Genomic DNA, 24,995 nt, shown 5'->3' with positions numbered 1-24,995 from the left:
GAGAGGAGCATCCGCATGACCGATCACATCTACCGGGTCACCGAGATCGTCGGCAGCTCGCCCGAGGGCATCGACCAGGCCATCCGCAACGGTATCGAACGCGCCTCGCAGACCCTGCGCAACCTGGACTGGTTCGAGGTGACCCAGGTCAGGGGCCGGATCGAGGACGGGCGGATCGAGCACTACCAGGTCGGCCTGAAGGTGGGCTTCCGGCTCGAGCACGGCGAGTAGCGGAGGGCGAGGGACGGGCGTCCGACGTCCGCCGGGGCGGGCCTCACACGTCCGCCCGGGAGGGGCCCGTCAGGTCCGCCCCTCCCGTTCCTGGGCGTCCTTCAGGTCGGCGGACGGGGACGCCCACCGGGCACGGACGACGGTGAAACCCGCTCGTTCGGCGTCCTGGCAGACCAGTTCGTCGTCATCGACGAGAACACGGACCTCCCGGCCGCGGGCCAGCTCGCGCAGCAGTTCCAGCTTGGTGACGCGGGCGGGCCTGCGGTCGCCGTTCGACCGCATGTAAAGGCGTCCCTCGGGCAGCCCGTGGGCGGCCAGCCAGTCGAGGGTGTCGCGCCGGCAGCGCGCAGGCCGCCCGGTCAGATAGACCAGCTCGCACTCCTCGGCGGTCCTCAGCGCGAGCGCGATCCCCTCGGCCAGCGGCGGATCCTGCGGCGCGGCGGCGAAGAAGGCGTCCCAGTCACGCGGTCCCGTCCGCAGGAAGCGCTGCCGGTGCGCGGTGTCGGCGAGGGTGTTGTCCAGGTCGAAGACGGCGACGGGCCTGCTGTCGTTGGTCACGCACCCACTCTAAGGAGAGCACCGCGTCGCCACCGTCAGCCGTCCGGCCGTGCGGGGGCCGGCGGCCATGCGCCCGGCGCGAGGACGCCCTCGACGTAGGCGCGCGCCACCAGGGCCGCCTTGCCGGTCACACCCCAGCGGCGCGAGAGCTGCTTGAAGTGGTAGTTGACGCCGTCCACGGTCAGTCCCACGGCGGAGGCGATCTGGCCGGTCGTGGAACCGGCCGCCGCCAGCGCGAGGATCCGGGCCTCGATCTCGTCCGCCTTGACGGGCGGGACGCCGCAGTCTTGCACCGGGGCGGGGACGTCCTCGCGGACGGGGAGCATCAGCAGCAGGTCCGGCGCGTTGTGGGAGGCCTCGCCGACCAGGTCGACGGTCATCTCGCCGCGGCGCTCGACGCCGGCCGCGGTGGTCCAGCCGACCGCGACGGTGTAACGGGACCTGCGGTGCAGCCGGATCGCCTCGGTGACGGCGCGCAACTCGTCCCTGGTCTCCGGGTGGAACAGATCGAGGATGCTGCGTCCGCGCAGGGGGCCGGCGAGTGTGCCCCACTCCCCCGCCATGGCCGCGTTGACCCGCAGGATGGTGCCGTCGGTCGTGCAGTAGGCCGTGGGCAGCGGGAGCCGGTCGAACAGGCCCAGCGCGCGGTTGCGCCAGAAGACCGCCGCGCGGCTGTCCGGCGCCGGGGATCTGGTGGGCGGCAGGGGTATCCGCTGGGGGCGGAAATCCATGCGGGTCCTCCTTCCGTCGCGGAAAGAAGCGTTCACTCCCAGTCAAGTGGCAGGGACCGCGCCGGTGCCACTCGTCACGCGAAAGAGTGAGAACATCCGGCGGCCAGGCAACCTCCCCACCACGGAACTTCGTCCTTTCAGGCGTGCGTAACTCACCTGCCTCAGTACTCCATCACGCCAGATTCTCGTACAGCAGTGGTATATGACCCAACCATGGCCAAACCTCACGTTGCGGACCGTGCGCCGGTATCGCAGGGTCAGAGGGTGAGCGCACTCTCGCCCGTCCCCGCCCCTCTGCGCACCGGGGGCGGTGCCCGTCGCATCCACCTTCCCTTCGACAAACGACTTCTGCCCGGCGCCGCGTCGGCCCTCGCGCTGTTCGCCTCCATCCGCATGGCCGGTATCGTCGCGATCGCCGTGGCGAACCACCTCACCGGCCACCCGATGCTCAAGGGTCTGGCCCACTCGTGGGATTCCCGCTGGTACCTGCACATCGCTCAGCACGGCTACGGCACCTACGTCCACATCCTTCGCAACGGTGCCGTCCAGCGGGACTGGGCGTTCTTCCCCCTGTACCCGGGACTCATCCGCGCCGTGTACACCGTCCTGCCGATCACTCCGGGCACCGCGGCCCTGCTGGTCGCCTGGAGCGCAGCCGGGGTGGCCGCGTACGGCATCTACGTGATCGGCCACCGCCTGTACGGACGCGCGGTCGCCACCGTCCTCGTCGGAGTGTGGGCCGCGATGCCGCAGTCCGTCGTCCTCAGCCTCGCCTACACCGAGTCCCTGCTGACCGCGCTCGCCGTCTGGGCGCTGTACGCGGTGCTGACGGGTCGCTGGCTGTGGGCCGGTGTGCTGGCGGCCCTGGCGGGCCTGTCCCGGCCCACGGGATTCTCCGTGGCTGCCGCGGTGGTCGTCGTCGCCGTGCACGAGATCGTCAGGCGGCGCGGCCGGGTCCCGCTCGGACTGTGGTTCGGGGCCGCCGTCGCCCCCCTCGGCTGGGTGAGTTTCGTGCTGTGGGTGGGCGCCCATATGGGTGATCTGTTCGGCGGCTACTTCACGGTGCAGCGCGCCTGGGACTCCCGCTTCGACTTCGGTGCGGGTTCGCTGCACTTCCTCAAGGGACTGCTGGTGCACGGCGGCAGGGTCGTCTACCCCCTGGCCCTGGTGATCGTCGCGGCGGCCGTCCTGCTGTTCTGCCTGCTGTGCGTCGACCGGGCGCCGCTGGCCCTGATCGTCTACGCCGGGATGCTGCTCCTGATCACGGTCGGCGGTTCCGGTCCCTACGCGTCGAAGCCGCGTTTCCTGCTGCCCGCGTTCCCGTTGCTGATCCCGCTCGCGCGGGGGCTCGTGCGGACCTGGCGGGTGCGGCCGAAACAGGCCGGTCTGCTCGGCATCGCGCTGACCCTGCTCTCCCTGACCTACGGGACGTACCTCATGACGCTCAGCCACACCCCGTTGTGAGCGGGGCACTTCACGGCTTGACGGCGACCGCCCCGAACTGCGGGACGGTGACCGCGGAATCGGAGACCGCGTCGGGCCGCCAGTGGGCGCACGAGACGAGGCCGGGGGCGAGGATGTCCAGTCCGTCGAAGAAGGACGTGACCTCCGCGCGGGTGCGGGCGGTGATGGGCGGGGTCGCGTTGTCGTTCCAGAACCGCATCGCCTCGACGTTGCCCTGCCCGCCGAGGTCGGCGTCCGTGGTGGGGTGGGTCACAACGAGGTAACTGCCGGACGGCACCGCGGACATGAGGGTGCGGACGATGCCCCGTGCCCGGTCGGTGTCGAGGACGAAGTTGAGGATGCCGAGCATCATGACGGCGACGGGGCGGGTGAGGTGGAGGGTGGCCGCCGCGCGGCGGACGACGGAGTCCGGGTCGTGCACGTCGGCGTCGACGTAGTCGGTGGCTCCCTCGGGAGTGCTGGTCAGCAGGGTGCGGGCGTGGACCAGCACGACGGGGTCGTTGTCGACGTACACGATCCGGGACTCGGGCGCGATGCGCTGGGCGATCTCGTGGGTGTTGTCCAGCGTCGGCAGCCCGGTGCCGACGTCCAGGAACTGCCGCACCCCGCGCTCGTCGGCCAGGAACCGGACCGCCCGCCCGAGGAAGGCGCGGTCCGCGCGGGCCACTTCGCGGATCACCGGGAACATCGACGCGACCTGGTCGCCGACCTTCTGGTCGATCTCGTGGTTGTCCCGGCCGCCGATCCAGTAGTTCCACACCCGGGCGTTGTGGGCCACCTGGGTGTCCACCCGGGTCGGTCCGCCCGACTGGCGCTGGTGCTCGCTCACGTCCCTCTCCCCTCGGCCTCGGCGGTGACGCGCCGCCGGCGGCCATTGTGCCGTCGCGGCGGTGCCTCGGGGGGCGGTTTCACCGCTGTCTGGCCCTTGCCGGGGCGGGTACCCGCAGGGGTGTCACGACTTTTTGGGGAGATGACTCGGATGCGCTTCCTCGGAATGCTCCTCCTCGCGGCCACCGCCGCCTTCACCGGGCTGGTGATCGCCGACAATCTGGGCGGCGGCCCGCACTACACCGTGTCGATGTTCGGTCAGAGCATCGCCACCATGAACACCCTCGCCATCTTCTGCGCCGGTCTCGCCCTGGCCCTGATCTTCGCGCTGGGCCTGGCCACGACGGTGAGCGCGGCGACGCACCGGACACGGGGCGCGCGCAGGGCCCGCCGGACCACCGTGGTCGACGATGTGGGGGGACCCGAACCCCGGCACTGACGAGAGACCCTCAACGGTTGGGCGGGGCGCTGCTGACGTCCGCCAGAGCCGAACGCGGGTCCTCGGCCGCGGCGAGGTCGCCCAGGCTGACGATGCCGACCGGGCAGCCGCTCTTCTCGACGACGGGCAGCCTGCGCACCGCGTGTCGGCGCATCAGGGCGACCGCGTGGTCGGTGGTGTCGTCGGGCGCGAGCGTCACCACGGGGGGACGGCTGCACACCGAGCCCGCGGTCGTGGCGTCCGGGTCGCCGTTCTCGGCGATCAGGCGGACCACGATGTCGCGGTCGGTGAGCACCCCGAACAGGTCGCTGTCGTACGTCACCAGCACGTCGCCGACGTTCTCGTCGCGCATCAGGCGAGCCGCCCGCGCCACGGAGGTCATCGGCTCGACGGCGACCGTGCCACGGGACATCACGTCACGTACCTGCCTGGTCATGAGAAACCTCCTGGTTCGTCGTGTCGGAGTGCGGCTCCCTGTCGGCCGCCCCGGACTCGGGACCGGCGCGCCAGCCGCTCCAGCGGTGGACGGTGACCACGACCACCGGTCCGTCCGGCGGGCTGTCCCGGTACTGGGGGTACTTCCGCCCCAGCAGGGCGAGCGCGGCGTCGTACTCGCGGCGGTCGTCGTCCTCGGACGCCTCCGGCGGCACGGCCCGGGCGCCTCCGTCCGCCCGTACCCACCACAGCCGCTCCCAGTCCTCGCCGTACGCGTCCACCAGCATGCTCACTGCCGGGTGGACGGCGATGTTGTGCAGCCGCTTCAGCTGCCGGGAGCTCTTGGGCTTGCGGTCGACGGCCATGACGATCCCGCCGTCGCCGCGCACGGCGAACACGACCGGTACGAGGTGGGGGCGCCCCTCGGGGTCCACCGTCGCCAGCCGCGCCACGCGGGCGTCGGTGAACCGTCGCCGTGCCTCGTCCTCCTCGATGCGCGGCACTCCCGCTCCTCCTCACAGTCGCGTGACACCGCCGCGGGACAGCTCCGGCACGTCGGCGGGTACTCCTTCCGGCGCTGGCGGGTACCCGGCGTCCGGCGCTCTCACACGGTCGGCCCTCGGATGCCGCCGTGCGGGAGGCCGGGGCACACTGGAAGCCCGGCCCGCGCCCCGGCCTGCCGACCGACCAGGCAAGGAGGCCGTCGTGGAATTCGACGTGATCGTGGAGATCCCCCAGGGATCGCGCAACAAGTACGAGATGGACCACGCACAGCACCGCATCCGTCTGGACCGGATGCTGTTCACCTCGACCCGGTACCCGGCCGACTACGGCTACATCGACCACACGCTCGGCCGGGACGGCGACCCGCTCGACGCCCTCGTCATCGTCGGCGAACCCACGTTCCCCGGCTGCGCGATCGAGTGCCGCGCCGTCGGCATGTTCGTCATGAAGGACGAGAAGGGCCCCGACGACAAGATCCTGTGCGTCCCGGCGCACGATCCGCGCTACGCGGGGGTACAGGACATCGGTGACGTCCCCGCCTTCGACCGGCTGGAGATCACCCACTTCTTCGAGGTGTACAAGGACCTGGAGCCCGGCAAGTCGGTCGAGGGCTCCCACTGGGAGGGGCGGGAGCAGGCGTACGCGGAGATCGAGGCCTCCCGCCGGCGCGCCTCGGAGGGCTGACGCCGCCGTGCGGAGCTCTCAGCGCCGGGCCCGCGCGCGGCCGGGCCGGGTGACGGCGAGCAGGATCAGGGCGAGGGCCTGGACCACGGCGACGACCGTGATCAGGGCCGGGATCGAGGACCCGTACAGGGCTCCGGTCAGCGCGCCGCCCACCAGGCTCGCCGCGCCGACCACGCCGGCGAAGATCCCGTACGCGGTCGCCCGCCGCCCGGAGGGCACGAGGTCGGCGACCGTCGCCCGCAGTGTGGACTCCTGCACGCCCATGGCGGCGCCCCACACCAGCGATCCGGCCACGGCGACCGTCACCGTGCGGGTGAACCCGAGCACCGGGACGGCCGCCGACAGCAGCGGCAGCACCGCGAGCACGCGGGGCCCGTACCGGTCGTAGGCCCACCCGGTGGCCAGCGCGGCGACCGCGTCGACGGCCATGGCGGCCGCGTACAGCACCGGCACCCATGCCGTGTGCGCCAGGTGCCGTTCGACGAGGTGGTAGGAGAGAAGACCGAAGGTGGTGAAGCCGGCGGTGGTGGCCGCGGTGAAGGCCGCGTAGGTCCAGAACGCGGTGGGCAGGCGGCCGTCGGGGGCCCCGGGTGCGGTCGAGGGCGGAGTGATCTCGCGCTCGTACGCCTCCGGGTCGGGCACCCGGGACCGCAGCCACACCAGCAGCCCGAGCACCGCCGCGCCGGGCAGAGCCAGCACGCCCAGTGCCGGCCCGTAGTCGCCGCCCGTCAGTGCGAGGACCCCGGCGACGGTCAGCGGTCCGACCAGGGCTCCCACCTGGTCCATCGCCTCATGGACGGCGAAGCCGCGGCCGCGTCCCGTGACCGCCGTGGCGTGCGACAGCAGGGTGTCCTTCGCCGGGGACCGCACCGCTTTGCCGACCCGCTCGGCGATCACCAGCGCGCAGGCCACCCAGAGCGTCCCGACCACGCCGAGCAGGGGTACCGAGACCACTGTGAGCGCGTACCCGGCCACCGCGAGGCCCCAGAACCGGCGCGTGCGGTCGGCGAGCGGTCCGGAGACCAGCCGCAGCCCCAGCGCGGCGGCTTCACCCGCGCCGGTGACCACGCCGACGACGAGAGAGGAGGCGCCGAGCGACGCCAGCAGCGGACCGGTGACGGAGCGGGCGCCCTCGTACACGAAGTCCGCGAGCAGGCTGACCGTGCCGAACCACACCACGAACCGCCACGGCCCCATCCGGGCCCGCGCCGGCGCCTGTCGCGCCGATGTCACACCCACTGCGCCTCCCGGATCCGGACACCGCCGAGCCGGCGCGGTGTCTGTGACGAGCACGTCGACTGCATTATCGACTACACGTGTGTCGGCATCGCCCGGCTGGGCGTCAGTGGCTGAACCCGCTCGGGTCGAGGTCGCGGGGCAGCAGCATGACGCGGTGGAGGTTGCAGGCGGCGGACGCATGGGGCGCCGGTGGCTGAGAGGCCTGGTGGACGTGCAGCGCCACGCTCACCAGACTCAGCAACAGGTCGACGTCGGTGCCGCAGTGCAGACGCACCGTGACCCAGCGTGAGCCGGGCAGGATGCGGATGGCGGTCGACTCCGCGAGGTCGCCGGAGAAACGGCGGATGGCCCCGGTGGTCAGGTGCACGTCCGCCTCGCGGTCGCCGTGGAAGTGGACGATCTCGCTGTGCGGGGTGGTGAGCGCCCGCCCCGTGCCGCAACTGGCCGGCTGCACCGTGAGGTCGGGCCAGGCGTCGAGCCGCTCCAGAGCGCGCTGGGCCAAAGTCATGCGCCCATCGTCGTCTCCTCACTCCACCGCCACCAGAGGTTGAGGGTTCCGTAACCGGGCCGTGAGGTTGGGGCTTCGGAACGGGGGTGTCCGGGGTCGCCCCCGACATGCGAGACCGCGTGAGGACGGCGTCAAAAAAGCCCGAGCGGCCGTCAGGGTCGTATCAAGGGCGGTCCGTTCGGCTCCGGGAGTGTCTAGCGTCTGCCGTATGGAAGGCCGCGACGAGGCGCGACGCGAGCCGCACGAGGTCACCGGCGGGTATGTCCCGCAGCCCGGTGAGGTCGTGTACGACCACCGCTGGGCGCGGGAGCTGCACAGCTCGGTCCGCTGCGCGGTCGCGCTGCTCGTCATGCTGCTGCTGATCGACTGGGCCTCCGGTGCCGCGGACGTGTGGCGCGCCGTCCTGTGGTGCGCGTTGTCCCTGCTCCTCTTCCTGGTGCTGTGCCCGCGGCGGGTCTTCGCGGGCGAGGGCTGGCTGGCCTCCCGCGGTCTGCTGCGCATCCGGCGGGTCCGCACCGACCTGCTGGTGTCGGTCCACTGCGTGGAGGGCGTCTCCAGACGGCTGGTGTTCCGGGACGCCTGCGGCGGCCAGGTCGAGATCGACCCCCGGGTGCTGGAGGAGAACCCCGCGCTGTGGTACCGCCTGCACGACGACGTGTGCCGCTCGGCGGCCCACGGCCTGCTGCTGTCCGACACGACCGCGCTGCACGACCTCGAGGAGAGGATCGACCGCGAGACCGCCCTGGCCGTGTTCAGGGTGTCCGGTCTGGAGTAGCCGACATGTGACCCCGGGGCGTCCCTCCGGGCGGTCGCCCGTCTGCCGGCCGTTCTTAACGGAAGCTTGACGCCTCGAGGCCCGTCATCCGTGGGCCCTCGCGTCACTCTCTGCTTACGCTGGTGCGGCCGTCCGTGTGAGGGCCGATTCCCGCACCAAGCCGCACAAGAGGCGCAAGCCGCACAACAGGAGAGCATGTCCATGGCCGCGACCACCGAACACCCCCCTGAGAGTCGATTGCGGGCGTGGATGCTGCAGGGGCTGTCCGACATGGGCAAGGGCGCCGCGCAGGGCCCGCATGCCCAGCCCGAGTCCCCGCACAAGGGCCAGCGCTGGTGGCGTGTGATGTGCCTGACCGGCGTCGACTACTTCTCCACCCTCGGCTACCAGCCCGGTATCGCCGCCCTCGCCGCCGGCCTGCTCTCCCCCGTCGCCACCGTCGTCCTCGTCGCCGTCACCCTGGCCGGCGCCCTGCCCGTCTACCGCCGCGTCGCCGAGGAGAGCCCGCACGGAGAAGGCTCCATCGCCATGCTGGAGCGCCTGCTCTCCTTCTGGCAGGGCAAGCTCTTCGTCCTCACCCTGCTCGGCTTCGCCGCCACCGACTTCCTGATCACCATCACCCTCTCCGCCGCCGACGCCTCCACCCATCTGGTGGAGAACCCGCATCTGACGGGTCTGCTGCACGGGAAGGAGATGGTGATCACCCTCTTCCTCGTGGCACTGCTGGGCGCCGTCTTCCTCAAGGGCTTCCTGGAGGCGATCGGTGTCGCGGTCGCCCTGGTGGTGACCTATCTGGGCCTGAACGCCGTCGTGGTGGCCGTCGGCCTGTGGCACGTGGTCACCGCCGGACATGTGGTGACCGACTGGAGCAACGCCCTGACCGCCCAGCACGGCAACGTGCTCGCCATGGTCGGCGTGTCACTGATCGTCTTCCCGAAGCTGGCGCTCGGCCTGTCCGGCTTCGAGACCGGTGTCGCCGTCATGCCCCACGTCCAGGGCGACCCCGGCGACACCGAGGACAGGCCCGCAGGCCGGATCCGGGACACCAAGAAGCTGCTCACGGCCGCCGCGCTGATCATGAGCGTCTTCCTGATCGCCACCAGCTTCATCACCACCGTGCTGATCCCGGCGAAGGAGTTCGAGCCGGGCGGCCAGGCGAACGGCCGTGCGCTGGCGTACCTCGCCCACGAGTATCTGGGCGGCGGATTCGGCACCCTCTACGACATCTCGACGATCGCGATCCTGTGGTTCGCGGGCGCCTCCGCCATGGCCGGGCTGCTCAACCTGATGCCCCGCTACCTGCCCCGCTACGGCATGGCCCCGCACTGGGCCCGCGCGGTGCGCCCCATGGTCATCGTCTTCACCCTGATCGCCTTCCTGGTCACCTGGATCTTCGACGCCAACGTCGACGCCCAGGGCGGCGCCTACGCCACCGGCGTCCTGGTGCTGATGTCGTCCGCGGCGATCGCGGTGACCATCGCCGCGCGCAAGGCCCGTCAACGGGGCTGGACCATCGGCTTCGCGGTCGTCTCGGCGGTCCTGTTGTACGTCACCGTCGTCAACGTCATCGAGCGGCCGGACGGTGTGAAGATCGGCGCCTGCTTCATCGCCGGGATCATCCTCGTTTCGCTGCTGTCGCGGCTGGCCCGTGCCTTCGAGCTCCGTGTGACCAGCGTGACGCTCGACGACATGGCGGAACGTTTCGTCAGGGATACCGCCAGCCGACGCATCCGCTTCGTCGCCAATGAGCCGGACCGGCGCGACCTGGCGGAGTACCGCGAAAAGATCGAGCAGATCCGGGCGGACAACGACGTCACGGCCCAGGAGGACTTCGTCTTCGTGGAGGTGACCGTCGGCGACCCCTCGGAGTTCGAGGCGGGGCTGGTCGTGCGGGGAGAGGTGCTGCACGGCCGCTACCGCGTCCTGACGCTGGAGTCGTCCTCGATCCCCAACGCTCTGGCGGCGCTGCTGCTGCACGTCCGTGACACGACCGGCTGCATCCCGCACATCTACTTCGAGTGGACCGAGGGCGGCCCGTTCGCCAACTTCCTGCGCTTCTTCCTCTTCGGTCAGGGGGAGGTGGCCCCGGTCACCCGGGAGGTGCTCCGGGAGGCAGAGCCGGACCGCAAGCGGCGACCGCGGGTCCACGTCGGCTGAGCGGGGGCCCGTCGGTCCGAGGGCCGGGGCCTTCAGGGGGCGCGCCTGAGGCGGCGGACCGTTCTCGCGTTCGAGGAGTGGCCGTGCGCCACGGACCACCGCCGCATCCTCCGTCCCACCGAGCGGCATGAGGCCGATCGGGTGACGATGGACGTGTACTGACGTGACCACGCCGCTCCCAGAAGGAGGCAGGTGTCATGACATCTCCTTCCGATTCCCCGGGCCCCGTTCCCGCACGCGGCACAGAACCGCGAACGCAACAGACACCGCGAACACAAGAGACTCCCCTGGCCGAGGGCATGGCTGCCCTGGCGAACATGGGCTGGCAGATCCTGCTCACCATGGGCCTCGCCAGCATCGCCCTGGGCGTCGTCGCCCTGGTCTGGCCGGGCGCGACGCTGCGCGTCGCCGGCGTGCTCTTCGGCATCTATCTGCTGGTCACCGGCGTCTTCCAGCTCGCCGCCGCCTTCGGCACCCACGTCGCCCGGCACCTTCGTGTACTGCACTTCATCACCGGTGCGGCCTCCATCCTGCTGGGGTTGATCTCCTTCCGGGGCCCCCTGGAGTCGCTGCTGCTGCTCGCCCTGTGGATCGGCTTCAGCTGGCTGCTGCGCGGCACCACGGAGACGGCCGCGGCGGCATCCGTCCAGGACATGCCGGCGCGCGGCTGGCACGTGGCCTTCGGCATCATCGGCGCTCTGGCCGGCATCGTGATGATCATCATGCCGTTCGCCTCGATCGCAACACTCACCCTGGTCGTGGGCGTCATGGCCATAGTCCTGGGCCTGACCGAGGTGGTCCGCGCGATCAGGACGCGCATCGAGATCGGCCAACTCGCTGCGGGCACAACCACCCAGCGGCGCCCCCTCTTCCACGCCCGCCCGCACCCCCAGCACTGATCGGCGGGGCCGGTGACCAGTGGCTTTCATCGCGAGTCGGTCGCGTTCGGTGTGCGCGCCGTCGCCCGAGCACGACCGTACGGCGCCAGTCGACTCGTACCGGAGACCGACCCGGGTCGCGGGGCCGGGGCGGCGCAGGGCACGGCGCGCCGCCCAGTGGTCACAGTCCCAGGTCGCTCAGCCCCGGGTGGTCGTCGGGTCTGCGTCCCGGTGGCCAGTGGAACAGGCGGTCCTGCGCCTGGAGGGGGAGGTCGTTGATGGATGCGAGTCGCCGGCGCATCAGGCCGTTGTCGTCGAACTCCCAGTTCTCGTTGCCGTAGGAGCGGAACCAGTTGCCCGAGTCGTCGTGGCACTCGTAGGCGAACCGCACGGCGATGCGGTTGCCGTCGACGGCCCAGAGCTCCTTGATGAGCCGGTAGTCCAGCTCGCGGCGCCACTTGCGGGTGAGGAAGGCGACGATCTCGTCGCGGCCGGTCACGAACTCCGCCCGGTTGCGCCAGCGGGAGTCCACCGTGTAGGCGAGTGCGACCTTCTCCGGGTCGCGGGTGTTCCAGGCGTCTTCCGCGAGCCGCACCTTCTCCGTGGCGGTGTCGTGGGTGAACGGCGGGAACGGTGGACGGGGTGGGTGCGTCATATGACCTCCGCGAAGGTGAGAACGGTGGTCCCCACTCGGGCGACCACGGTACGAGACCGCTGGTTCTCCCGCAGCCGCGACAGTCCGGACGCGCGCAACACCCCGCCCCACCCTTCGCTCTCACACAAGCGGAATGGTCACCTCGTCCTCGACGGGCGGGTCGAGTTCCTCGCGCCGGTTGCCGGTCGCGGCGAAACAGCGCAGCCGGACCGCCTCCGGGGTGACGTCCAGGCGCAGGAAGCTCTTGAAGAACGGCGGGCTGTAAGTGGCCGAACTCGGCGAGAAGAGCTGGGTGTAGATCTTGCGGACGGGCAGCCGGAAACGGGAGGTCCGGTCGGGGCGCCCTCCGGCGCCCAGCAGACCGGCGACGAGGCGGGTGCGCCAGGTGACCCGCGCGGGTGTCGCCTGGCTGCGGGTCGGGGGGATGCCCAGGCGCTCGGCGATGACGGCGGTCGCCTCGGCCTCGGTGAGGGTGAAGAAGCGGCGCAGCCGCAGCCGGCGTCCGTAGAGCCTGCTGTAGAAGGCGAGGGAGTCGCCGCGCAGCGGGTAGCAGCGGAAGTCCTTCTCGGTGACGTTCGCGATGGACACGCGCGGGATGGTGTGGGTGGCGTGCATGAACGCGCCGCCGCCGCCGGAGACCACGTACTGGATGGTGCGGCCGTCCACCTCCACCGGGTAGCGCTGGTAGTTGTGGATGTCTCCGCCGATCGCCGCGACATAGCGGTGGTCCGGGTCGCGGACGATGTCGTCGACTGTGCCGCCGCCGTCGATGGGGCAGGGGTGGTGCTCGCCGTCCACGTACAGCGGCGAGCCGGTGATGAGGATCTTGGGGCGGGGGCCCCGGGAGACCTCCCGTAGCCAGCGGCCCTGTTCGGCGTCGATGGTGCCGAGCAGACCGGTGTCGATGCCGACGATACGGACGGGTCCGGCGTCGATGGCCCAGTACGGGCCGGGCTGCACGGCCTGCTGCTCGGGTGCGGAGCGCAACGCGCGTGCCTCGGCGAGGCGTTGTTCGTCCTGTGCCCCCGGGCGATGCCACAGCAGGGAGCGCAGCCGGGCGCGGAGCGACGGGCGGGAGGCCGGGTCGGGGGCGAGCGGCGGGGCGTCGCAGAAGACGCTCATGAACCCGTACAGGTCCTCGTACCAGTCGTGGTTGCCGGGTATGGCGTAGATGGGTGCCCGGTAGTCCTGGTAGGGGCGGAAGAACTTGGTCCCGTAGTCGGCGGTCGCGCCGACCGGGTAGATCACGTCGCTGGCCATGACGGCGAAACTGGTGTCCTGACCCACCTTCAGGAACCCCGGCACCACGGCGTACTGGGGGTCGTCCCCCTCGCCGGTGTCCCCGAGGACCATGAAGGAGAAGCGGTCCTGGTCGTCGCGCCGGATCACCCTGTCCGCGGGCGCGCCCGCCGCCTCGCACTGTTCCGCCCAGCGGCTCCGGGTACGGCCGGTGGGGTCGCCGAACCAGGAGGCCAGCACGCCGTTGCGTGCCGCCCAGAGAGTCCTCGGGTTCAGCCAGGAGAGCTTTTCGACATGACCGGGCATCAAGTCCCGGTAGCTGCCGCGTTCTACGGCGCCCCAGCCGGCGCCCTCGGCGGTATCGCGTGAGGATTCGGACACCGGTGCACCGTAGCAATGACCGCCGGCGCACCGGAGCGGCGAGGGTGCCTCAGAGGTGCGCGTGCGGGTCCGGTGGTGCGCGCTCCGGGATTCCGACGGCCCGCTGGGCGGCCAGGGCGAGGGCGCGGCGGTCCGGCGCGCCGCCCGGCGCCAGTACGGGCATCACCCGGACCTCGGCGACGAGGTCGCGTGCCGTGAGGACCCGCCACACGGAGGTGAGCAGGGAGTCGCTGCCCACGAACGCGGGGGCGGTGCTCGCCGGGCCTGAGTCGTACCGGTAGTGGAGCCGTACCGGCTGGACGGGCGCGGCCGCGTCCAGTGCCGCCTGGAAGGCGGCGCGCCGGAAGCGGCCCTGCGCCCTGCCGCACCAGGTGCTGCCCTCGGGGAACACCACGACCGCCGAACCACCGCGCAGACCGTCCGCGATGCGGGCGACCGTGTCGGGCAGCGCCCGCAGCCGGTTCCGGTCGATGAACAGGGCACCGCTGAGGGCGGTCAGCGCACCCGCCACCGGCCACTGCCGGATGTCGGACTTGGCGAGCATCCGGCCGGGCCGCACGGCGGCGAGCAGCGGGATGTCCAGCCAGGACACGTGGTTGGCGACCATCAGCAGGCCGCCGTACGGCGGGGCGGCCCCGGTGATCCGCACCCGGACGCCCGTGGCGCGCACGACCGTTCGGCACCAGGTCCGGACGGCCCGTTCGCGCGGTGCGACGGGTATCCGGCGGACGACCGGGAAGAGCGCGAGCCCGGCGACCATCAGCGTCAGGACTGCCGCGAACCGCAGGACGGCGCGCGGTACGGCGGCCGCCGACGCCACGGCCTCCACGCAGGACTGCGGCGAGCAGGGGGCGCTGGGCATCCAGGGGCTCGCCGGGGCGGGCGCCGGCACGTGCACCTCGACGCGCCGCGGCCTGGGCACCGCGACCGGGGCCGGCAGCGTCGTCGTGCTCGCGAGCACCGGGGTGCCGCGGCGCGGTCGCAGGGCGGAGCGGACACGGGACACGTTCGTCACTGCGGTCCGGGGGGTGTTCATCACGCCGGGACGAGCGAGAGGAAGTGCCGCAGATAGCGCGCGTTGATCCGGCGCATCGACAGCAGCACGTACAGGTCGGCGACGCCGAAGTCCGGGTCGTGGGCGGGCTCCCCGCAGACCCAGGCGCCCAGGCGGAGGTAACCGCGCAGCAGCGGGGGCAGCTCGGTGTGCCCTTCCGGGGCCGGCGTCCCGGGGCGCCAGGGCAGCAGCGGCCGTACCCGGTACTCCTCGGGCGCCAGGTACTTGGCCTGCACCCGCTCCCAGGTGGCCGCGGCGAGGGCACCGCCGTCGGCGAGCGGCAGGGAGCAGCAGCCGGCCAGCCACTCGTGGCCGCCGTCCACCATGTAGCGGGCTATGCCGGCCCAGATCAGCCCGATGACCGTGCCGTCGCGGTGGTCGGGGTGGACACAGGTGCGGCCCACCTCGACGAGCCCGGAGCGGATCGGCGCGAGCGGGCCGAGGTCGAACTCGCCCTCCGAGTACAGCCGCCCGGCGATCGCGGCCCGCTCGGGCGGCAGCAGCCGGTAGGTGCCCACGACCTGACCGGTCACCGTGTCCGTCACGAGCAGGTGGTCGCAGTACGCGTCGAAGGCGTCGATGTCCAGGCCGGGCTGCGGGGTGGACAGAAGGGCGCCCATCTCCCCGGCGAAGACGTCGTGGCGCAGCCGCTGCGCGGCCCGGACGTCGGCCTCGTCACGGGCGAGGGAGACGGTGTAGCGGGTGGGCGCCAGCGGCGGTGGGGGGCTGGCGAGGGCGGAAACGCCGGTCATGGCTCTCTCCTGGTCACGGGCCTTTTCGGCGGTGCGGACGCAGACCTGAGCGGTTCGGTCTGCGCGCTCCTGTTCTTCCGATGCCGATTGGCCTGCGCGTGACCCACGAAGGGAGAGCGGGTGTGAGGTTGTTGAATGCCAGGGGTGCCCGGACGGTGCCTGGCGGGACCGGGTCTTGAGCACCACACCCGGTCCCGCCCGTCCGCACCCTGCCGGCGAACGTTCCCATCTGGGCGGCTCTACCGCCTGCCCACTTTGCGGGCGGCCCGCAGCCACTCCTTGTTCATGTTCGTGATGGAGACCAGCGGGATGCCCTTGGGGCACGCGGTGGCGCACTCGCCGGTGAGGGTGCAGCCGCCGAAGCCCTCCTCGTCCATCTGGGCCACCATGTCCAGTACGCGGGTCTCGCGCTCGGGCGCGCCCTGCGGCAGGACGTTGAGGTGGTTGATCTTGGCCGAGGTGAACAGCATCGCCGCGCCGTTGGGGCAGGCGGCCACGCAGGCGCCGCAGCCGATGCACTCGGCGTGCTCGAAGGCGTAGTCGGCGTCCGCCTTGGGCACGGGGGTGGCGTGGGCCTCTGGCGCGGAGCCGGTCGGAGCGGTGATGTAGCCGCCGGCCTGGATGATCCGGTCGAAGGCCGAGCGGTCCACGACCAGGTCCTTGACCACGGGGAAGGCGGCGGCCCGCCACGGCTCGACGTCGATGGTGTCGCCGTCCTCGAAGGACCGCATGTGCAGCTGGCAGGTCGTGGTGCGCTCGGGGCCGTGCGCGTCACCGTTGATCACCAGGCTGCACGCGCCGCAGATACCCTCGCGGCAGTCGTGGTCGAAGGCGACGGGTTCCTCGCCGGAGAGGATGAGCTGTTCGTTGAGGACGTCCAGCATCTCCAGGAAGGACATGTCGGGCGAGATGCCGTCCACCTCGTAGGTGGACATGGCGCCGTCGGCGTCGGCGTTCTTCTGCCGCCAGACGCGCAGGGTGAGCTTCATGCGTAGCTCCGCTGGGTGGGGTGGACGTACTCGAAGACCAGGTCTTCCTTGTGGAGGGTCGGGGCCTCGCCCGTACCCGTGAACTCCCAGACGGCCGCGTAGGAGAACTCGTCGTCCTTGCGGGCGGCCTCGCCGTCCGGGGTCTGGGACTCCTCGCGGAAGTGGCCGCCGCAGGACTCGGTGCGGTGCAGCGCGTCGAGGCACATCAGCTCGGCGAGCTCCAGGTAGTCGACGATGCGGTTGGCCTTCTCCAGCGACTGGTTGAGCTCCTCGCCGGTGCCGGGCACCTTGATCCGCCGCCAGAACTCCTCACGGATCTGCGGGATCCGCTCCAGGGCCTTGCGCAGACCGGAGTCGCTGCGGGCCATGCCGCAGAACTCCCACATCAGCTCGCCGAGCTCGCGGTGGAAGGAGTCCGGGGTACGGTCGCCGTCGACGGAGAGCAGCAGGTTCAGCCGGTCCTCGGTCTCGGCCAGCACCTCCTGCACGGCGGGGTGCTCGGCGGTGACGGCGTCTTCATCGGCCCGGTGCGGGTTGCGGGCCAGGTAGTCGTTGATGGTCGCCGGGAGGACGAAGTAGCCGTCGGCCAGGCCCTGCATCAGCGCGGAGGCGCCGAGGCGGTTGGCGCCGTGGTCGGAGAAGTTGGCCTCGCCGATCGCGAACAGGCCCGGGACCGTCGTCTGCAGGTCGTAGTCGACCCACAGGCCGCCCATCGTGTAGTGCACGGCGGGGTAGATCCGCATCGGCACCTCGTACGGATCCTCGTCGGTGATCCGCCGGTACATGTCGAAGAGATTGCCGTACTTGGCCTCGACGGCCCCCCGGCCCATGCGCAGAATCGCGTCCGCGAAGTCGAGGTAGACGCCCTGGCCGCCGGGGCCGACGCCGCGGCCCTCGTCGCAGACGTTCTTCGCGGCGCGGGAGGCGATGTCCCGCGGGACCAGGTTGCCGAAGGACGGGTAGATGCGCTCCAGGTAGTAGTCGCGCTCGTCCTCGGGGATCTCGTTCGGCGGGCGGTTGTCGCCCTTGGCCTTGGGCACCCAGATCCGGCCGTCGTTGCGCAGCGACTCGCTCATCAGGGTGAGCTTGGACTGGTGGTCGCCGGTACGCGGGATGCAGGTCGGGTGGATCTGTGTGAAGCAGGGGTTGGCGAAGTAGGCGCCGCGCCGGTGCGCCCGCCAGATCGCGGTCGCGTTGGAGTTCATGGCGTTCGTCGACAGGTAGAAGACGTTGCCGTAGCCGCCGGAGGCCAGGACGACGGCGTCCGCGAAGTACGTGTCGATCCTGCCGGTGATCAGGTCGCGGGCGACGATGCCGCGGGCCCGGCCGTCGATGACGATCAGGTCGAGCATCTCGGTGCGCGGGTGCATCTCGACGTTCCCGGCGGCGATCTGCCGCGACAGCGCCTGGTAGGCGCCCAGCAGGAGCTGCTGGCCCGTCTGGCCGCGGGCGTAGAAGGTGCGGGAGACCTGGACGCCGCCGAAGGAGCGGGTGTCCAGCAGGCCGCCGTACTCGCGGGCGAAGGGCACGCCCTGCGCCACGCACTGGTCGATGATCTCCACCGAGATCTGGGCCAGGCGGTGGACGTTGGACTCGCGGGCGCGGAAGTCGCCGCCCTTGACGGTGTCGTAGAAGAGCCGGTGGATCGAGTCGCCGTCGTTGCGGTAGTTCTTCGCCGCGTTGATGCCGCCCTGCGCGGCGATCGAGTGGGCGCGGCGCGGGGAGTCCTGGTAGCAGAACTGGACGACGTGGTAGCCCTGTTCGGCGAGGGTGGCGCCCGCGGAGCCGCCGGCGAGGCCGGTGCCGACGACGATGATCGTGTGCTTGCGGCGGTTGGCGGGGTTGACCAGCTTGGCCTCGAAGCGGCGCTTGTCCCAGCGCTCGTGGATGGGGCCGGAGGGGGCCTTGCCGTCGACGACCGGGTCGCCGGTCGTGTAGTTCACGTAGTCGGTCATGTCAGCTCACCACTCCGGTCATGACGCCCACGGGTACGGCGATGAATCCGGCCGTGAGCAGCAGCGCGAGGACGTTGGCGACGGTCTTCAGGGCGCGGTCGCGCCTCCGGCTGCCGACGCCGAGGGTCTGGGCGGCGCTCCAGAAGCCGTGCCGGATGTGCAGGCCGAGCGCCAGCATCGCGACGATGTAGACGACGTTGCTGTACCAGTGGGAGAAGTCGTCGACGACGTTCTGGTACGGATGTCCGGGCTGGAAGCTGCCCGGGTGCACGGTGCCGGTGGTCAGGTCCAGGACGTGCCAGACGATGAACAGGCCGAGGATGATCCCGCCCCAGCGCATGGTGCGGGTGGCGTAGCTCGCCCGCGGCCTTTTGTGCACGTACTTGCTGGGCCGGGCCTTGATGTCGCGGCGGCTGAGCTGGTAGGCGGAGACGGCGTGGGCGACGACGGCCACGATCAGGACGATCCGGATGAGCCAGAGCGTCCACTCGTAGTGCATGAACGGCTCGCCGACGGTGCGCAGCCAGTGGGCGTAGTGGTTGAACTCGCCCGCCCCGAAGTAGATCTTCAGGTTTCCGATCATGTGGGCAACCAGGTACAGCAGCATGATCAGGCCGCTGACCGCCATCACGGTCTTCTTGCCGACGGTGGAGTCCCACACGGTGCGTGCCATGGACGGCCGTCGGTCCGTCCGCGTTGCCAGTGCCATGTCACAGCACGCTAGGGCCGAATGTCCTCATCGGTCCAAGACATGGTCCGGCTCGTTTCGATAGATGCTTCCTATGATGGATGAGTGCAGTTCCAGCAGCTCCAGTACTTCGTGGCCGTCGCCGAGACCCGACACTTCACCCGGGCCGCGGAGTTGGTCCATGTCGCCCAGCCCTCGCTGTCGCAGCAGATCAGGGCGCTGGAGCGGGAGCTGGGGGCGGATCTGTTCCTGCGGGCGCGCGGCAACATCACGCTCACCGACGCCGGGGAGGCGCTGCTGCCCCTGGCCCGCCGGATCCTGGCCGACGCGGACACGGCCCGGCACGAGGTGCAGGAGCTGGTGCAGCTGCGCAGCGGCCGGATCCGCCTGGGCGCCACCCCGAGCCTGTGCACCGGCCTGCTGCCGGATGTGCTGCGCGCCTTCCACGACCGCTACCCCGGCATCCGGCTGCTGATCGAGGAGGGCGGCTCCCACGACCTCGTACGGGAGCTCGCGCGCGGCGCCCTCGACCTGGCGCTGATCGTGCTGCCGCTGCCCACCCCCTCCCCCGCCCTGACCACGGTGGAGCTGCTGCGCGAGGACCTGGTGGTGGTGTCCTCCCCGGACGCGCCCCGACCCGGCGGCGGTCGCCGCACGGTCCGGATCGCGGATCTGGAGGGCGAGCGCCTGGTGATGTTCCGGCACGGCTACGACCTGAGGGAACTCACCGTGGCGGCGTGCCGCGCCGAGGGCTTCGAGCCGGTCTTCGCGGTGGAGGGCGGCGAGATGGACGCGGTGCTGGGCTTCGTGCGGGCGGGCCTGGGCGTGGCCGTGGTCCCGCGGATGGTCGCCACCCGTTCCGGGCGCGGGCTGCGGGTGACGCCGCTGGCCCGGCCCGGACTGCACCGGACGATCGCCCTGGCCCACCGCAGCGATGTGGCACCGCCGCGTGCGGCGCGGGAGCTGCAGCGGATGCTGCTGGAGCGGTGAAGCGGTCCCCGCTCAGCCGAGCACGGCCGGCTTGAGCACCTCCTCGCACCACGTGCGGAAGGCGGTGGGTGCGGTGTCGGGCGTGCTCGGCTCGGCGGCGCCGTAGAGGCCCTGGTCGTCGAGCGCTCGCACCATGTCGGCCAGGCCCTGCGCCCAGGATTCGGTCGCGCCGTGACGCACCAGCGTCGCCCTGTGGTCCTCGGCGCTGATCCGCTGGAAGCGCACCGGCCTGTCCAGCACCTCGGACACGACCCGGGCCATGCCTTCGGGGGTCAGGTCGTCGGGGCCGACCAGCGGCACATCGGCCTGGCCGGTCCAGGAGTCGTCGAGCAGCAGCCGCGCCGCGGTCGCGCCGATGTCACCGGTGGTACAGGTGCGCAGCACCCGGTCACCGTCCGCCGCCAGGAAGAAGACGCCTCCGCTGCGCATCGACTCGGCCTGGTGCAGCAGGTTCTCCATCAGGAACGGCGGGCACAGCGCCCGGTGGTGGACACCGGTGGCCCGGATGCGGTCGTCCGTGGCCAGCGAGGCGGAGATCTGCCCCGCGTTCGCCGCCACCCCGCGTCCCAGGGTGGAGACGCCGACGACGCGTTCGACCCCCTGGTTCCGGACCGCCTCGCACAGCGGCTCGGTGAAGTCGCGGAAGTGACCCTCGACGCTGTCGGCGCCGGGCGTCGGAGGCACCAGCCAGAACACCCGGTCGGCACCGGCACACGCCTTGGCGGTGACCTCGGGGTCCGCGTGCGATCCCCGGACGACCTCCACGCGGTCGCGTACGCGCGGTGTCAGGCGCGCGGGATCGCGGACGATCACCCTGATCGGCCCCACCCCGTCTCCGGCGTCGAGGAGGGCGTCGAGGACCCGGCTGCCGATCTGTCCGGTCGGGGTGGTGACGAGAATCATGGGAATCTCCGGGAAGTACGGGTTCGGAAGACGTGATCGAGACTGCTCCCCGGCCCACCGGAACTGAAGGATCGGTTCGCTCCCGGTTGTTACCCTCGAGGCAATACCGGGAGGGGGGACCGTGGAATCACGTCCGCTGCGCTACTTCGTCGCCGTCGCCGAGGAACTCAACTTCGCCCGCGCGGCCGAGCGGCTGGGCATCTCCCCTCCGCCCCTGTCCCGTGCGATCCGCCACCTGGAGGCGGAGCTCGGTGTCACCCTGTTCGAGCGGACCACGCACAGCGTGGCTCTGACCCCGGCCGGCGAGGTGCTCCTCGCGGAGGCGCGGATCGCGCTGGACGCCCTGCAGGCCGCCGCTCGACGGGCGCAGCGCGCGGCCGCCCGGGAGAGGAAACTGGTCCTGGCCGTCAAGGCCGACGGCGACGCGGGACTGCTGGAGCCGGTCCTGGAGCACTACGCCGCCGAGTCCGCTTCGGTCCCGGTGACGGTCCGTCTGTGCGGATGGCAGGAACAGCCTCGGCTGCTGCGCCTGGGTGAGGCCGATGCCGCCCTGGTCTACGAGCCGTTCGACCGCACCGGCCTGGACACCGAGACCCTGTTGGCCGAGCCGCGCGTCGCCGTCCTCGCCGCGACGCATCCACTCGCCTCCCGGGACCGGCTCGGCCTCGCCGACCTCGACCTGCGCCCCGGCGACCTGCATCAATTCATCGACGGGATGCGGCGGGAGGGCCGCGACCTCGCCCAGCTGCTCACGCTGATCGCGCTGGGCGACCTGGTCACCCTGCTGCCCGCCTCCGTCGCCGCCCGCTACCCGCGTCCGGGTGTCGCCTACCGCCCCGTCGACGACGCGCCGCCCGCGGTCCTGGCCATCGCCTGGCCGCAGCAGTCCCGTTCGACGGCCACCGCGGCGCTGGTCCGGGCGGCCGCCTCCGTGGCCGGGACCGTACGGGCACGGGCCGGGGGCGCACAGCCCGTACGGCCGTGACGGCTCAGCCCGTCGCGTCCACCAGGGCCAGTTCGTGCAGGCGCTCCGGGGGGCCGGGGCGGGCGTAGTACCAGCCCTGGGCCGTGTCACAGCCCATCATCCGCAGCTGTTCCGCCTGGGCGCCGGTCTCCACGCCCTCCACCGTGACCGCGAGGTCGAGGCTGTGGGCCAGGGAGACGATCCCCTCCACGATCTTCAGGTCGACCGGGTCCGCCGGATACTGCTGCATGCTCTGGGTGAAGGAACGGTCCAGCTTGAGGACCCGCACCGGCAGCCGGCGCAGGTTGGCGAGGTTCGAGTAGCCGGTGCCGAAGTCGTCGAGGGCGATGTCCACCCCCATCTCGGCCAGCCGGCGCAGCGGCTTGAGCAGATCGTCGTCCGCGCCGATGAGCGCCGACTCCGTGACCTCCAGGCAGAGCGCGTCCGGCTCGAGGCCGGCCCGCTCCAGGATCTCGACGGTGTCGGAGACCAGCCCCGGATGGGTGAGCTGGCAGGGCGAGAGGTTGACGTTGATGCGCAGCGGGCCGGGCTGGTCCTGCTTCTCCTGCCAGGCACGGGCCTGCCGTACCGCCTCCTGGAGCACCCAGCGGCCCAGCGGCACGATCAGCCCGGTGCGCTCGGCGAGCGGGATGAAACGGTCGGGGCCGAGCACCCCGTGCTGCGGGTGCAGCCAGCGCACCAGCGCCTCGGCGCCGTGCACCCTGCCGTCGCCGAGGTGCACCAGCGGCTGGTACTCGATGAAGAACTCGCCCCGGTTCAGGGCCGTGGGCAGCGCCGTGGTCAGCCCGTGCCGGGTGATGGCCCGGGCGTCGGCCTCGGGGTCGGCGAGCTCGTAGCGGTTGCCCCCCGCCGACTTCGCCCGGTACATGGTGATGTCCGCGCTGCGCAGCACCTCCGCCGGGCCGCGCTCCCCGACCGGGCCCTCGACGATGCCGATGCTGCCGCGCACGGTCAGCTCACGCCCGTCGACGCTGATCGGGGTGACCAGCGCGTTCATGATGCGCCCGGCGAGCTCGTCGACTCCGCGCTCGGTGTCGGGACCGGTGGTCAGCGCCACGAACTCGTCGCCGCCGAGGCGCGCGACCATCTCGCCGGGGCCGGTCGCGCAGGCCTGCAGCCGGTCGGCGACCTCGACGAGCAGCCGGTCCCCGGCCGCGTGTCCGAGACTGTCGTTGATGGTCTTGAAGCCGTCCAGGTCGAGGTAGCACAGGCCGAACCGCCGGCCCTCCCCCGCCGCCAGGGCCTTCTCCAACCGCTCGAAGAACAGGGTCCGGTTGGGCAGGCCGGTGAGCGCGTCGTGTGTGGCCTCGTACCGCAGCCGGAGGTTCAGCAGCCGCCGCTCGGTGGTGTCCTCCATGAGCGCGAGCTGGTACTGCGGATTGCCGTCGGCGTCGCGCAGCAGGGACACCGTGAGGTTGGTCCACAGGACCGTTCCGTCAGGCCGGTAGAAGGCCTTCTCCACGTGGTAGTGGTCCCGCTCACCGCGCACCAGCTCGTCGTACAGGCGCCAGACCTGCGGTGCGTCGTCGGGGTGGGTCCACTCGGCGACGTTGCGGCCGCGCATCAGTTGCTCGGAGCCGCCGAACATGCGCAGCAGGGCGCCGTTGACCTGGAGCACGTTGCCGTCGAGGTCGGCGATGCCGATGCCTATGGCGGCGCCCTCGAAGACCGCGCGGAAGCGGGCCTCTGTGGCGTGCAGGGCCTCGGCCACCTCGCCCTGGGCCGTGAGGGCGGCTTGGGCGATGGCCTCCTGTTCGGCCAGCGTGCGCTCCTTGAGCGCCGCCGCGAACCCGGCGGCCATCGCGTGCTGCAACCGTGAGCAGCGGGTGCGCTGGGCCTCCTGCGCCTCCGGGGAGGCGTCCGGGTCGCCGCAGTAGAGCACGAGGTAGGCGTCGACGCAGTCGAGGGTGCGGCTGAGGGCCTCCGGGTCGGTGCAGTGCGCGTCGATGAGCGCCGCGCCGATCCCCTTGGCCGCGGCGGCGTCGAACGCCCTGATCCGCAACGCCTCGCTCAACTGCCGGGCCAGCGGCAGCAGTCGCTCCTCGAACTCCGGCCGGGTCAGCGACGTCGAGGTCACCGGATAGACGGCCCGGCTCCAGATCGTCGCGAACCTGCGCAGTCTGTCCTCCGGTCCACCCGGTCCACCCGGTGCCGCCCTCACGCCGAGCGCCCCACGCCGGCGAACCCCGCGAACGAAAAGGGGTCCTCGTCCTCGGGTGCCGTGTCGGGCCGCCACTTCGGCATCGGCACCAGCCCGGGTTCCACCATGTCGTACCCCTCGAAGAACCGCGCGATCTCGTCGCGCGAGCGCATGATCAGCGGATTGCGGATGGTGTTGTACACGTCGACCGCGCCGTCGGCCCGCTCCTTCGGCAGCGGGATCCCCTCGTACGAGGCGTGCGTGAGAACGAGCAGGCTGCCCGGCGCGAGCGAGTCGCGCAGCTCGGCCACCGCACCGTACGGGTCGTCCGTGTCCTCCACGAAGTGCAGTATGGCAACGAGAAGGAGCGCGACTGGCCGGTTCCGGTCTATCAGTCGTTCCACCTGAGGGCTCGACAGGATCTCCTGGGGCTTGCGCAGGTCGGCCGCGACGACGTCCGCGTGCTCGTTGCCCTGGAGGACGGCCCGGCTGTGCGCGACCGCCACCGGGTCGTGGTCGACGTACACCACGCGCGCCCCCGGGTGCGCCTGCTGCGCCACCTCGTGGACGTTGCCGAAGGTCGGGATGCCGGAGCCGATGTCGAGGAACTGGGTGACGCCCTCCCCGGCGGCGAAGCGCACGGCGCGGCGCATGAAGGCCCGGTTCGCCTGCATGATCTTGGGAAGCCCCGGCATGTACTCGATGGCCCTGCGCGCCGCTTCGCGGTCGACCTCGAAGTTGTGGGAGCCGCCCAGGTAGAAGTCGTACATACGGGCGACACTCGGCACGGAGATGTCGATGCTCCGAGGGGCCCAGGCGGGGCGCTCCATGCA

26 protein-coding genes are annotated in these 24,995 nt (G+C 71.5%); 9 read left to right on the top strand and 17 right to left on the bottom strand.

Translation table 11 applies throughout. The features are described from left to right. The first annotated feature begins 15 nt into the window (after positions 1-15). On the top strand, positions 16-231 hold the full coding sequence (locus SY2F82_RS33100) for a dodecin (protein ID WP_200422761.1): 216 nt from the start codon (positions 16-18) through the stop codon (positions 229-231). 69 nt (positions 232-300) lie between these two features. Here SY2F82_RS33100 and SY2F82_RS33095 read toward each other — a convergent pair whose 3' ends face one another. After that, complete coding sequence (locus tag SY2F82_RS33095; RefSeq protein WP_200422760.1) at positions 301-789, bottom strand: hypothetical protein; 489 nt, start codon at positions 787-789, stop codon at positions 301-303. A 35-nt stretch (positions 790-824) separates the two neighbouring features. After that, positions 825-1,520, bottom strand: a complete 696-nt coding sequence (locus SY2F82_RS33090; RefSeq protein ID WP_200422759.1) for a PAS domain-containing protein — start codon at positions 1,518-1,520, stop codon at positions 825-827. Between the two features lie 264 nt (positions 1,521-1,784). Here SY2F82_RS33090 and SY2F82_RS33085 point away from each other — a divergent pair, with 264 nt between their 5' ends. After that, the gene (locus SY2F82_RS33085) at positions 1,785-2,984 is read left to right on the top strand and encodes a hypothetical protein (RefSeq protein WP_236041923.1); all 1,200 of its coding nucleotides are present in this window, start codon (positions 1,785-1,787) and stop codon (positions 2,982-2,984) included. 10 nt (positions 2,985-2,994) lie between these two features. On the opposite strand, the gene SY2F82_RS33080 is transcribed toward SY2F82_RS33085, so the two are convergent. Further along, positions 2,995-3,813, bottom strand: coding sequence for an SAM-dependent methyltransferase (locus SY2F82_RS33080; RefSeq protein WP_200422758.1), 819 nt, complete (start codon positions 3,811-3,813; stop codon positions 2,995-2,997). A 150-nt stretch (positions 3,814-3,963) separates the two neighbouring features. On the opposite strand from SY2F82_RS33080, the gene SY2F82_RS33075 reads away from it, so the two are divergent. After that, positions 3,964-4,251: a hypothetical protein gene (locus SY2F82_RS33075; protein WP_236041922.1), complete on the top strand. Its 288-nt coding sequence runs from the start codon at positions 3,964-3,966 to the stop codon at positions 4,249-4,251. A gap of 10 nt (positions 4,252-4,261) precedes the next feature. Here SY2F82_RS33075 and SY2F82_RS33070 read toward each other — a convergent pair whose 3' ends face one another. Next, a complete protein-coding gene (locus tag SY2F82_RS33070) occupies positions 4,262-4,687 on the bottom strand; it encodes a CBS domain-containing protein (protein ID WP_200422756.1) in 426 nt (141 codons plus the stop codon). Continuing rightward, positions 4,668-5,189: a TIGR03668 family PPOX class F420-dependent oxidoreductase gene (locus SY2F82_RS33065; protein WP_200422755.1), complete on the bottom strand. Its 522-nt coding sequence runs from the start codon at positions 5,187-5,189 to the stop codon at positions 4,668-4,670. The genes SY2F82_RS33070 and SY2F82_RS33065 overlap by 20 nt, the downstream gene beginning before the upstream one ends. A 202-nt stretch (positions 5,190-5,391) precedes the next feature. On the opposite strand from SY2F82_RS33065, the gene SY2F82_RS33060 reads away from it, so the two are divergent. Further along, on the top strand, positions 5,392-5,874 hold the full coding sequence (locus SY2F82_RS33060; RefSeq protein ID WP_200422754.1) for an inorganic diphosphatase: 483 nt from the start codon (positions 5,392-5,394) through the stop codon (positions 5,872-5,874). A gap of 18 nt (positions 5,875-5,892) precedes the next feature. Here SY2F82_RS33060 and SY2F82_RS33055 read toward each other — a convergent pair whose 3' ends face one another. Next, a complete protein-coding gene (locus SY2F82_RS33055; RefSeq protein WP_236041921.1) occupies positions 5,893-7,107 on the bottom strand; it encodes an MFS transporter in 1,215 nt (404 codons plus the stop codon). 109 nt (positions 7,108-7,216) lie between these two features. Further along, complete coding sequence (locus tag SY2F82_RS33050) at positions 7,217-7,621, bottom strand: luciferase family protein (RefSeq protein WP_200422753.1); 405 nt, start codon at positions 7,619-7,621, stop codon at positions 7,217-7,219. A gap of 208 nt (positions 7,622-7,829) precedes the next feature. Between SY2F82_RS33050 and SY2F82_RS33045 the strand changes: the two genes are divergently transcribed. The 3 genes from SY2F82_RS33045 to SY2F82_RS33035 all read left to right on the top strand — a co-directional run bounded on the left by SY2F82_RS33045 (position 7,830) and on the right by SY2F82_RS33035 (position 11,452). Then, positions 7,830-8,396, top strand: coding sequence for a hypothetical protein (locus tag SY2F82_RS33045; protein WP_236041920.1), 567 nt, complete (start codon positions 7,830-7,832; stop codon positions 8,394-8,396). Between the two features lie 201 nt (positions 8,397-8,597). Then, positions 8,598-10,553, top strand: coding sequence for an APC family permease (locus tag SY2F82_RS33040; RefSeq protein WP_200422752.1), 1,956 nt, complete (start codon positions 8,598-8,600; stop codon positions 10,551-10,553). 197 nt (positions 10,554-10,750) lie between these two features. Next, positions 10,751-11,452: an HdeD family acid-resistance protein gene (locus tag SY2F82_RS33035; protein ID WP_200421849.1), complete on the top strand. Its 702-nt coding sequence runs from the start codon at positions 10,751-10,753 to the stop codon at positions 11,450-11,452. Between the two features lie 160 nt (positions 11,453-11,612). On the opposite strand, the gene SY2F82_RS33030 is transcribed toward SY2F82_RS33035, so the two are convergent. The 7 genes from SY2F82_RS33030 to SY2F82_RS33000 form a co-directional block, all read right to left on the bottom strand. Further along, on the bottom strand, positions 11,613-12,086 hold the full coding sequence (locus SY2F82_RS33030; RefSeq protein ID WP_200421850.1) for a nuclear transport factor 2 family protein: 474 nt from the start codon (positions 12,084-12,086) through the stop codon (positions 11,613-11,615). A 120-nt stretch (positions 12,087-12,206) separates the two neighbouring features. Then, positions 12,207-13,706 carry a metallophosphoesterase gene (locus tag SY2F82_RS33025; RefSeq protein ID WP_200421851.1) on the bottom strand — a complete coding sequence of 500 codons (1,500 nt, stop codon included), beginning with the start codon at positions 13,704-13,706 and terminating at the stop codon, positions 12,207-12,209. Positions 13,707-13,755: 49 nt separating this feature from the next. Further along, the gene (locus SY2F82_RS33020) at positions 13,756-14,568 is read right to left on the bottom strand and encodes a 1-acyl-sn-glycerol-3-phosphate acyltransferase (RefSeq protein ID WP_200422142.1); all 813 of its coding nucleotides are present in this window, start codon (positions 14,566-14,568) and stop codon (positions 13,756-13,758) included. Between the two features lie 173 nt (positions 14,569-14,741). Then, positions 14,742-15,512, bottom strand: coding sequence for a GNAT family N-acetyltransferase (locus SY2F82_RS33015; protein WP_200421852.1), 771 nt, complete (start codon positions 15,510-15,512; stop codon positions 14,742-14,744). 239 nt (positions 15,513-15,751) lie between these two features. Beyond that, complete coding sequence (locus SY2F82_RS33010) at positions 15,752-16,501, bottom strand: succinate dehydrogenase/fumarate reductase iron-sulfur subunit (RefSeq protein WP_200421853.1); 750 nt, start codon at positions 16,499-16,501, stop codon at positions 15,752-15,754. After that, positions 16,498-18,456 (bottom strand): fumarate reductase/succinate dehydrogenase flavoprotein subunit, encoded by a 1,959-nt coding sequence (locus SY2F82_RS33005; RefSeq protein ID WP_200421854.1) that lies wholly within the window; start codon positions 18,454-18,456, stop codon positions 16,498-16,500. Before SY2F82_RS33005 ends, SY2F82_RS33010 begins: the two co-directional genes overlap by 4 nt. A 1-nt stretch (position 18,457) precedes the next feature. Beyond that, positions 18,458-19,129, bottom strand: a complete 672-nt coding sequence (locus tag SY2F82_RS33000) for a succinate dehydrogenase (RefSeq protein WP_200422143.1) — start codon at positions 19,127-19,129, stop codon at positions 18,458-18,460. Positions 19,130-19,249: 120 nt separating this feature from the next. On the opposite strand from SY2F82_RS33000, the gene SY2F82_RS32995 reads away from it, so the two are divergent. After that, on the top strand, positions 19,250-20,134 hold the full coding sequence (locus SY2F82_RS32995; RefSeq protein ID WP_200421855.1) for a LysR family transcriptional regulator: 885 nt from the start codon (positions 19,250-19,252) through the stop codon (positions 20,132-20,134). A 12-nt stretch (positions 20,135-20,146) separates the two neighbouring features. On the opposite strand, the gene SY2F82_RS32990 is transcribed toward SY2F82_RS32995, so the two are convergent. After that, positions 20,147-21,037: an NAD(P)H-binding protein gene (locus tag SY2F82_RS32990; RefSeq protein ID WP_200421856.1), complete on the bottom strand. Its 891-nt coding sequence runs from the start codon at positions 21,035-21,037 to the stop codon at positions 20,147-20,149. Positions 21,038-21,158: 121 nt separating this feature from the next. Between SY2F82_RS32990 and SY2F82_RS32985 the strand changes: the two genes are divergently transcribed. Next, on the top strand, positions 21,159-22,022 hold the full coding sequence (locus SY2F82_RS32985) for a LysR family transcriptional regulator (RefSeq protein WP_200421857.1): 864 nt from the start codon (positions 21,159-21,161) through the stop codon (positions 22,020-22,022). A 4-nt stretch (positions 22,023-22,026) separates the two neighbouring features. Here SY2F82_RS32985 and SY2F82_RS32980 read toward each other — a convergent pair whose 3' ends face one another. Beyond that, the gene (locus SY2F82_RS32980; protein WP_200421858.1) at positions 22,027-24,183 is read right to left on the bottom strand and encodes a bifunctional diguanylate cyclase/phosphodiesterase; all 2,157 of its coding nucleotides are present in this window, start codon (positions 24,181-24,183) and stop codon (positions 22,027-22,029) included. Beyond that, a complete protein-coding gene (locus SY2F82_RS32975) occupies positions 24,180-24,992 on the bottom strand; it encodes an SAM-dependent methyltransferase (protein ID WP_200421859.1) in 813 nt (270 codons plus the stop codon). Before SY2F82_RS32975 ends, SY2F82_RS32980 begins: the two co-directional genes overlap by 4 nt. Between the last annotated feature and the right edge of the window lie 3 nt (positions 24,993-24,995).

This window comes from Streptomyces sp. Y2F8-2, from assembly GCF_014905555.1.
Lineage (GTDB): Bacteria > Actinomycetota > Actinomycetes > Streptomycetales > Streptomycetaceae > Streptomyces > Streptomyces cynarae.
The sequence above is the reverse complement of the archived record's forward strand: the minus strand, read 5'-3'. Positions and strand labels throughout refer to the sequence as shown.

Coding starts and splice junctions, on each gene's coding strand:
- SY2F82_RS33100 (WP_200422761.1), top strand. CDS start 16: ATGACCGATCACATCTACCGGGTCACCGAGATCGTCGGCAGCTCGCCC.
- SY2F82_RS33090 (WP_200422759.1), bottom strand. CDS start 1,520: ATGGATTTCCGCCCCCAGCGGATACCCCTGCCGCCCACCAGATCCCCG.
- SY2F82_RS33075 (WP_236041922.1), top strand. CDS start 3,964: ATGCGCTTCCTCGGAATGCTCCTCCTCGCGGCCACCGCCGCCTTCACC.
- SY2F82_RS33070 (WP_200422756.1), bottom strand. CDS start 4,687: ATGACCAGGCAGGTACGTGACGTGATGTCCCGTGGCACGGTCGCCGTC.
- SY2F82_RS33050 (WP_200422753.1), bottom strand. CDS start 7,621: ATGACTTTGGCCCAGCGCGCTCTGGAGCGGCTCGACGCCTGGCCCGAC.
- SY2F82_RS33045 (WP_236041920.1), top strand. CDS start 7,830: ATGGAAGGCCGCGACGAGGCGCGACGCGAGCCGCACGAGGTCACCGGC.
- SY2F82_RS33040 (WP_200422752.1), top strand. CDS start 8,598: ATGGCCGCGACCACCGAACACCCCCCTGAGAGTCGATTGCGGGCGTGG.
- SY2F82_RS33035 (WP_200421849.1), top strand. CDS start 10,751: ATGACATCTCCTTCCGATTCCCCGGGCCCCGTTCCCGCACGCGGCACA.
- SY2F82_RS33030 (WP_200421850.1), bottom strand. CDS start 12,086: ATGACGCACCCACCCCGTCCACCGTTCCCGCCGTTCACCCACGACACC.
- SY2F82_RS33020 (WP_200422142.1), bottom strand. CDS start 14,568: ATGCCCAGCGCCCCCTGCTCGCCGCAGTCCTGCGTGGAGGCCGTGGCG.
- SY2F82_RS33015 (WP_200421852.1), bottom strand. CDS start 15,512: ATGACCGGCGTTTCCGCCCTCGCCAGCCCCCCACCGCCGCTGGCGCCC.
- SY2F82_RS33010 (WP_200421853.1), bottom strand. CDS start 16,501: ATGAAGCTCACCCTGCGCGTCTGGCGGCAGAAGAACGCCGACGCCGAC.
- SY2F82_RS33005 (WP_200421854.1), bottom strand. CDS start 18,456: ATGACCGACTACGTGAACTACACGACCGGCGACCCGGTCGTCGACGGC.
- SY2F82_RS33000 (WP_200422143.1), bottom strand. CDS start 19,129: ATGGCACGCACCGTGTGGGACTCCACCGTCGGCAAGAAGACCGTGATG.
- SY2F82_RS32990 (WP_200421856.1), bottom strand. CDS start 21,037: ATGATTCTCGTCACCACCCCGACCGGACAGATCGGCAGCCGGGTCCTC.
- SY2F82_RS32975 (WP_200421859.1), bottom strand. CDS start 24,992: ATGGAGCGCCCCGCCTGGGCCCCTCGGAGCATCGACATCTCCGTGCCG.